9 protein-coding genes, 1 tRNA gene and 1 pseudogene are annotated in these 6,900 nt (G+C 71.7%); 2 read left to right on the plus strand and 9 right to left on the minus strand.

What is annotated here, in order from left to right; genetic code table 11:
• Nucleotides 1–480, plus strand: a pseudogene (locus tag CCN42_RS03180) (glycosyltransferase 87 family protein); the annotation flags it as partial.
• Here the strand turns inward: CCN42_RS03180 and CCN42_RS03185 are convergent.
• The 9 genes from CCN42_RS03185 to CCN42_RS42430 all read right to left on the minus strand — a co-directional run bounded on the left by CCN42_RS03185 (nt 449) and on the right by CCN42_RS42430 (nt 5,351).
• Entirely contained in the window at nt 449–682 is a 234-nt protein-coding gene (locus CCN42_RS03185; protein ID WP_003976229.1) for a hypothetical protein, read from the minus strand. The pseudogene CCN42_RS03180 and the gene CCN42_RS03185 sit on opposite strands and share 32 nt — an antisense overlap.
• Nucleotides 683–685: 3 nt before the next feature.
• Nucleotides 686–862 (minus strand): hypothetical protein, encoded by a 177-nt coding sequence (locus tag CCN42_RS41115; RefSeq protein WP_107427539.1) that lies wholly within the window; start codon nt 860–862, stop codon nt 686–688.
• A gap of 207 nt (nt 863–1,069) precedes the next feature.
• A tRNA-Ala gene (locus CCN42_RS03190) sits at nt 1,070–1,142 on the minus strand.
• 122 nt (nt 1,143–1,264) lie between these two features.
• A complete protein-coding gene (locus CCN42_RS03195) occupies nt 1,265–1,942 on the minus strand; it encodes a histidine phosphatase family protein (protein ID WP_211294619.1) in 678 nt (225 codons plus the stop codon).
• Nucleotides 1,933–2,379 (minus strand): ribosome silencing factor, encoded by a 447-nt coding sequence (gene rsfS, locus CCN42_RS03200; protein ID WP_086168789.1) that lies wholly within the window; start codon nt 2,377–2,379, stop codon nt 1,933–1,935. Before rsfS ends, CCN42_RS03195 begins: the two co-directional genes overlap by 10 nt.
• A gap of 89 nt (nt 2,380–2,468) precedes the next feature.
• Entirely contained in the window at nt 2,469–4,196 is a 1,728-nt protein-coding gene (locus CCN42_RS03205) for an LCP family protein (protein ID WP_086732963.1), read from the minus strand.
• 16 nt (nt 4,197–4,212) lie between these two features.
• Nucleotides 4,213–4,863, minus strand: a complete 651-nt coding sequence (nadD, locus tag CCN42_RS03210) for a nicotinate-nucleotide adenylyltransferase (protein WP_086732964.1) — start codon at nt 4,861–4,863, stop codon at nt 4,213–4,215.
• A gap of 59 nt (nt 4,864–4,922) precedes the next feature.
• Nucleotides 4,923–5,087 carry a hypothetical protein gene (locus CCN42_RS43150; RefSeq protein ID WP_086168791.1) on the minus strand — a complete coding sequence of 55 codons (165 nt, stop codon included), beginning with the start codon at nt 5,085–5,087 and terminating at the stop codon, nt 4,923–4,925.
• Nucleotides 5,088–5,198: 111 nt separating this feature from the next.
• Nucleotides 5,199–5,351, minus strand: coding sequence for a hypothetical protein (locus CCN42_RS42430; RefSeq protein ID WP_086168802.1), 153 nt, complete (start codon nt 5,349–5,351; stop codon nt 5,199–5,201).
• A gap of 133 nt (nt 5,352–5,484) precedes the next feature.
• On the opposite strand from CCN42_RS42430, the gene CCN42_RS03225 reads away from it, so the two are divergent.
• A complete protein-coding gene (locus CCN42_RS03225) occupies nt 5,485–6,612 on the plus strand; it encodes a M48 family metallopeptidase (protein WP_086732965.1) in 1,128 nt (375 codons plus the stop codon).
• Nucleotides 6,613–6,900 lie beyond the last annotated feature (288 nt).

A 6,900-nucleotide genomic window follows, 5' to 3' on the forward strand; every position in this document is an offset into this window, starting at 1 on the left:
GGGCGGGTGGGGCACGCGGAGGAGACCGCGAACCAGGCGCTGCGCGGTGTGCTGGCCCGGGCGCTGCACACCCCGGAGCCGGGGGCCGCCTGGGTGGTGTCGACACTGCTCGTCGGCGCCGCCGGGCTCGCCGCCGCGGTCGCCGCGGAGCTGCGCGGGCAGCGCGCGTGGGCGGTGCTCGGGTGCGCGGTGACGGCGCTGCTGATCAGCCCGGTGTCCTGGTCGCACCACTGGGTGTGGTGCGTGCCCCTGGTGCTGCTGCTCGCCGTCCGCGGGCACCGCGCGGGTGCCGCGGGCACCTTGCTGGTCTTCTGCTCGTACGCCCTGTGGTGGGTGCCGCACGGCGCGGGGCGGCCCGAACTGAGCCAGGGAGCCGCCGAGTTGCTGCTGTCCGGGCTCTACGCGGCGGCGGGCTGCGGCTTCCTGCTGCGTCTGCCGCGCGCCGCGCTCAGGCCGTCACGAACGAGTAGAACCGCTTGAGGGTGCAGTGCTCCTCCAGGAGGCGGCCGTAGATCGGCTCGCCCTCCAGCTCGCGGTACGTCTCGATGGGGTCGCCTTTTATGATCAGCGCCCGCGCGCATTCCTCGCACCAGTACTGGTAGTCGGGGTTCACCGGTTCCATGTCCCGGACGATCGGCGTACCGCTGCCGCACCAGTCGCACTTTCGCCTGTGGGCACCCATCGATCAGCTCCAGCTGTGGCCGCAGGCCGTGCACACGTAGGAGATCCCGCCGTTGTCGCCGAGCACTTGGGCCACGTGCGCGGAACCACAGGAAGGGCAGCTGAGCCGGGTGGCCGTGTTCCGTGTCGACACTGCTGCGCCGAGGAGGTGGCCGACCTCCTCGGTGATGCTCGAAGGCATCGCTACTCCCTCCCGTCGGGCCGCGCCCCCTTCCGGCCGTTTGATTCTGCCACGACCGGACCGACACGGTCAGCGACGCCCGCGTACCGGTCCGGACACGGCACCGGCCGGACCGGTCTCCACAGAGGTATACGCCACTCGTGAGGCAGGTGTTCATGAACGGGACGAAAAAATCCCGCCCCCCTGAGGGGGACGGGATTCGTCCTGTGGAGCTAAGGAGAATTGAACTCCTGACCTCCTGCATGCCATGCAGGCGCTCTACCAACTGAGCTATAGCCCCTGGTGCCACGCGGCCGGAGCCGCATGGTGTCTCGCCCTGCTCGTCGGCCGGGCGAACAAGAAGAACTTTAGCCTGCGACCTGCCGGAAAGTGAAATCCGGGTCCCCGGGGCGGTGGCGCCGCTCAGTCGTCGTCCCCGAGGACCGGCTCCGGCAGCGTGCCGGCGTTGTGCTCCAGCAGCCGCCAGCCGCGGGCGCCCTCGCCGAGAACCGACCAGCAGCAGTTGGACAGGCCGCCCAGGCTCTCCCAGTGGTGGGCCTCCAGGCCGAGCAGCCGGCCGATGGTGGTCCGGATCGTGCCGCCGTGGCTCACCACGACGAGCGTGCCGTCGTCGGGCAGTTTCTCGGCGTGCCGCAGCACCACGGGGGCCGCGCGGTCGGCGACCTCGGTCTCCAGTTCGCCGCCGCCGCGGCGCACCGGCTCGCCGCGCTTCCACGCGGCGTACTCCTCGCCGTACCGGGCGATGATCTCGTCGTGCGTCAGGCCCTGCCAGACGCCCGCGTAGGTCTCCCGCAGGCCCTCGTCGAGGGTCACGTCCAGACCGGTGAGCGCGGCCAGTTCGGCGGCCGTGTTCGCGGCCCGCGACAGGTCGGAGGCGACGATCGCGTCGGGCCCCAAGGAGGCCAGCAGCCGGGCCGCGCGGCGGGCCTGGGCGACGCCGGTCCCGGTCAGCTCGACGTCCGTGGTGCCCTGGAAACGGCGTTCCACGTTCCACGAGGTCTGCCCGTGCCGCCACAGGATGACGCGGCGGCCCCGGCCCTGGTTCCCGGCGGTCACCTCACCGGTGGTGCTCACCGCCACTCACCGCCCGCCTCCGCCGCATCCTCGGCGGCCTGCAGCTTGGCGTGCTCCGCGGCCTTGCCGCGGGTCGCGCGGGCGTCCTCGGGCAGGTCGATCTCGGGGCAGTCCTTCCACAGCCGCTCCAGGGCGTAGAAGACGCGCTCCTCGCTGTGCTGGACGTGGACGACGATGTCGACGTAGTCGAGCAGGATCCAGCGGGACTCGCGGTCGCCCTCGCGGCGGACCGGCTTGGCGCCGAGTTCCTTCAGGAGGCGTTCCTCGATCTCGTCGACGATCGACTTGACCTGGCGGTCGTTGGGGGCGGACGCCAGCAGGAAGGCGTCCGTGATCGACAGGACGTCGCTGACGTCGTAGGCGATGACGTCGTGCGCGAGCTTGTCGGCCGCGGCCTGCGCGGCGGTGGTGATGAGTTCGAGAGAGCGGTCGGTCGCGGTCACTACAAGGCTTTCCGTAGGCGGTCGTTTGCCTCCCAGGGTCTCACGACCGCCGACGGGGCCCCACGGCATTACGCGGGGCCCCGCGGTGGCTACGGTTCGTAGTCCTGGCCGAGGACGACGGTCACGTCGGCGTTGCCGGACACCTCGCCCTCGGCGACCGCGCTCGCGGGCAGGCCCAGGGTCTTGGCGACCTCGGTGGCGTCCTGCCGGTCGGCGGGATCGGCGTACACCACCTCCGACGCGCTCTCGGCGGAGGCCGTGCCGCCCTCCAGGAAGGTGAAGCCGCCGTTGAGGAGCACCACGCGGGCCTTCTCGGTGTTGTCCTTCACGCCGGAGGCGTTGCGCACCGACACCCGGACGGCCGCGCCCTGGTCGGGGCTCTTCGCGGTGCCGCCGAGGATGTCCTTGACCACGCTGTCGCCGGCCTCTGCGGTCAGGGTGCCGTCGTCCTGGACGGGCAGCAGGGCGGTCTTGTGGTCACCGCTCTTGGCGAGGTCGGACAGGGCGGCGAGGAAGGTGCCGAGGTCCTTGTCGGTGAGCGACGGGTCGAGGATCTGGGCCAGCGTCTGCACGGTGGTCGTGGCGGCCCCGGGGTCGGAGGACATCTTGCGCAGCACGCCCTGCATGACCTGCCCGAACCGCTCCAGCTGGGCGTTCGGCGCCTCGCCCGGGGCACGGTAGGTGGCGTAGGCGACGGCCATCTTGCCGCTGAGGGTCTGCTTCTCGCCCTGGCTGACCAGCGGCGTCTGGCCCTTCTTCTCGGCGGCCGGGTCGGGCACGTCGGTGTCGGTGTCGACCTCGATGTTGCCGACGAGGTCGACGAGGATCTGCAGGTAGGGGGTGTCGAGCCGCCAGGTGCCCTGGATGGAGGTGCCGAGGACGGTGTCCAGGGCCTCGCGGGTGCCGGAGGAGCCGTCGTCCTCGACGGACTTGGCGAGGGTGGTGGTGGAGCCGTCGTCACCGGTCAGGGCGAGGGAGTTGGGCAGCAGGACGGTCGTGCCCTGCTTGGTGGTGGTGTTGTCGACCAGCAGGGCGGTGGAGGTGCCGCCGCCCTTGGTGTCGTGCAGGTGGACGACGATCACGTCCCGCTTCTGGGCGCCCGCGGCGACGCCGCTGCCGGTCCTGCCGTCGGAGGAGGACAGTCCGGGCAGCTTCCCGGCGTACCAGAGCCAGCCGACGCCGCCGGCCGCGACCAGGGCGAGGACGACGGCCAGGGCGATCAGCCGGCTGCGGGCACGGCGGCGGGCCTCCTCGCGGCGCTCGGTGCGGTTCTCGGTGAACTTCAGCCAGTCGATGACGTCCTCGGAGTCGCCGTCGGGCTCCTCGACGAACGCGAACTGCTCGGTGCGGTAGTCGCGGTCGTCGCGCTGCGCGTCGTCTGGGTGCGCGTCGTCCCACGGCCCGGCGTCCCGCGCGGGGGCGTCCTCGTCGTCGGCCGGCCGGGCCTGCTGCGGGATGTACGCCGTCTGCTCGGCGACGCGGGGCTGCTGCGGGGCGGGGGCCTGCTGCCCGTAGGCGTCGTACCCCTCGTAGCCCTCGTAGGAGCCGTACGACGCGTCGTAGGAGCCGTAGGACGGGGCCGACGGGGGCTGCCCGCCCGTCCCGTAGGGGTCGTAGGAGGGGGCCGGCGGCTGCTGACCCGTGGTGTACGGGTCGTAGCCGTAGCCCTGGGGCTCCTGCGGGGCGGCCTGCCGCTGCCCGTAGGGGTCGTACGGCTGCTGCTGCGCCTGCTGGTACACGGGCCGGCCGTACTCGTCGTAGCCGACCAGCTCGTACTGGCCGTCGCCCCCGTGGTCCGCGTCGTATCGGTCGTTCACCGGTGCCCCTCTCGGCTCACTCGCCGCGGTACAGCTCGCGCTTGGTGATGTAGCGCACGACTCCGTCCGGCACCAGATACCAGATGGGGTCGCCCTTGGCGACTCGCGCACGGCAGTCCGTGGACGAGATGGCGAGGGCCGGGACCTCGACGAGCGAGACGATGCCCTCCGGGAGTCCGGGGTCGTCCAGGTGGTGTCCCGGACGGGTGACCCCGATGAAGTGCGCCAGCGAGAACAGCTCCTCCGTGTCCCGCCAGGTGAGGATCTGGGCGAGGGCGTCGGCGCCGGTGATGAAGAACAGGTCCGTGTCCGGGTTGAGCGCGCGCAGGTCGCGCAGGGTGTCCACGGTGTAGGTGGGCCCGCCGCGGTCGATGTCGATCCGGCTCACCGAGAACTGGGGGTTCTCGGCGGTCGCGATGACCGTCATCAGATAGCGGTCCTCGGCCGGGGAGACCGTGCGGTGGCTCTTCTGCCACGGCTGGCCGGTCGGCACGAAGACGACCTCGTCGAGGTGGAACGCCGCGGCGACCTCGCTCGCGGCCACCAGGTGGCCGTGGTGGATCGGGTCGAAGGTTCCGCCCATGACGCCGAGACGGCGCTTGCCGCCATCGCTCGCGCCTCGCGGCGTGTCGTTCACCGGACCGGTAGGCATGTCCTGCTCTCCCATGCGTGCAGACCCTACCGGCCCGGTCGGCGGAGCTTGACGGCCGGAGTCGTCGCCCGAGGTCAGCGGTCCCGGTTGAAGCGCGTGGTCACCCACAGCAGCAGCATCAGGATGACGAACGCGCCGCCCCCGGTGAGCAGCGGGCTGAGGCTTTCGTGGTTGCCGCCGTGCTCCCCGCCCTCGGAGGCGAGGGTGACCAGCTGGGCGGCGGTGGTGTGGAGGCTCATCGTCGTCAGGACCTATCGCGTGTGGGCGGGATGAAGATGTCGGCCCATCGTAAGCGGGCGACTCCGCGACGATCACCCCGACTCCTCCCCCGGGGCAACCATCGGACGCGATCAGTCGTCCTTCCGCCTGTACCCCCGGAGCAGGAGCCAGGCGGTCAGCGCACAGCCCACCAGCATCACGATCAGCAGGATCCGGAGCAGGTTCCCGCCCCCCGGCTCCTCGGCGGCGGCCATGAGCCAGGCGGACGCGGCGTGGTGCTGCATGACGTGGACCCCTTCGCTGAGCTGCCCGTCCACGGTAACTCCGCCTAGGCTGGGCCTTGCCTCGGGGGCACGGACCGGCAGCGGTCCGGGCACGGCGTCCGGACCGGGCACACCGACGCACCTGGGGGACCCGATGTCCTACGACCATCCGCAGACCGGTTCCGAGCGCCTGCCCGGCAGGCGGCGCCGGCGTTTCCCGGAGATCTCCTCCCGCGCCTGGGAGCACCCGGCCGACCGCTCGGCCCTGGTCGCGCTGCGCCGCCTCAGCGGCTTCGACACCGTCTTCAAGGCGCTCAGCGGGCTGCTGCCCGAGCGGAGCCTGAGGCTGCTGTTCCTGTCCGACTCGGTGCGCGTCTCGGACCGGCAGTTCCCCCATCTGCACACCATGCTGCTGGACGCCTGCTACATCCTCGACCTGGAGAAGGTCCCGCCGATGTACGTCCAGCAGGATCCCCAGCCGAACGCCATGTGCGTCGGCATGGACGAGCCGATCATCGTGGTCACCACCGGCCTGGTCGAACTGCTGGACGAGGAGGAGATGCGGGCGGTGATCGGCCACGAGGTCGGCCACGCCCTGTCCGGCCACTCCGTCTACCGCACGATCCTGCTGTTCCTGACCAACCTCGCCCTCCGGGTGGCCTGGATACCGCTCGGCAATGTCGCGATCATGGCGATCGTGACCGCGCTGCGCGAGTGGTTCCGCAAGTCCGAGCTGTCGGCCGACCGCGCCGGCCTGCTGGCCGGGCAGGACCTCCAGGCCTCGCTGCGCGGGCTGATGAAGCTGGCGGGCGGCAACCATCTGCACGAGATGAACGTGGACGCGTTCCTGGAGCAGGCCGAGGAGTACGAGGCGGGCGGGGACGTGCGCGACTCGGTGCTGAAGATCCTCAACGTGCTGCCGCGCTCCCACCCCTTCGCCACGGTCCGCGCGGCCGAGCTGAACAAGTGGGCGGCCTCCCGCGACTACCAGCGGCTCATGGACGGCCACTACCCGAAGCGCGGCGAGGACGGGGAGACCAAGGTCTCGGAGTCGCTGCGCGAGTCCGCGGCGGCCTACGCCTCGGAGGTACGCGACTCCAAGGACCCGCTGATGAAGCTGGTCACGGACCTCGCCGGGGGCGCCGGGGACCTGGGCGACCGGGTGCGCCGCGGCTGGGGCGGCTTCGCCGGCACGGCGCGCGGAGACCGGCCCTGGGACCGGACGGGCGGGGCGGGCAGGGCGGACGGCCCGGACGAGGGGACTGGGGAGGACAAGGGCTAGGACGGGCGTCTCACCGATCAGGCCGGATCGGCGGGGCACCGCCAAAACCTCACCTCTTCAGGCACCCGGCACGCGTGTCACCGACGTCCCGGGACAGCGCCCCTAGGCCGTGTCCGCAAAGTCCCGTCTGCCCCGCGACGCCTGGCACGCACTCTCGCCGCGCCGGGCGAAGCCCCAAGTACATCCAGTACGAGGGACTCCGCCCGGCGCGCCGAGAGCACGCACCAGACGCCGCGGGGCCCGCCCTTCGGGCGGACGACGGGACTTTGCTGTCGCCTATACACATCT

This window comes from Streptomyces glaucescens, assembly GCF_002154375.1.
GTDB classification, from domain to species: domain Bacteria; phylum Actinomycetota; class Actinomycetes; order Streptomycetales; family Streptomycetaceae; genus Streptomyces; species Streptomyces glaucescens.

What these genes read in the sequence shown, in the direction of transcription:
- CCN42_RS43150 (WP_086168791.1), bottom strand. Translation starts at nt 5,087, where the DNA reads ATGAGCCTCCACACCACCGCCGCCCAGCTGGTCACCCTCGCCTCCGAG.
- CCN42_RS42430 (WP_086168802.1), bottom strand. Translation starts at nt 5,351, where the DNA reads ATGCAGCACCACGCCGCGTCCGCCTGGCTCATGGCCGCCGCCGAGGAG.
- nadD (WP_086732964.1), bottom strand. Translation starts at nt 4,863, where the DNA reads ATGGGAGAGCAGGACATGCCTACCGGTCCGGTGAACGACACGCCGCGA.
- CCN42_RS03185 (WP_003976229.1), bottom strand. Translation starts at nt 682, where the DNA reads ATGGGTGCCCACAGGCGAAAGTGCGACTGGTGCGGCAGCGGTACGCCG.
- CCN42_RS41115 (WP_107427539.1), bottom strand. Translation starts at nt 862, where the DNA reads ATGCCTTCGAGCATCACCGAGGAGGTCGGCCACCTCCTCGGCGCAGCA.
- CCN42_RS03225 (WP_086732965.1), top strand. Translation starts at nt 5,485, where the DNA reads ATGTCCTACGACCATCCGCAGACCGGTTCCGAGCGCCTGCCCGGCAGG.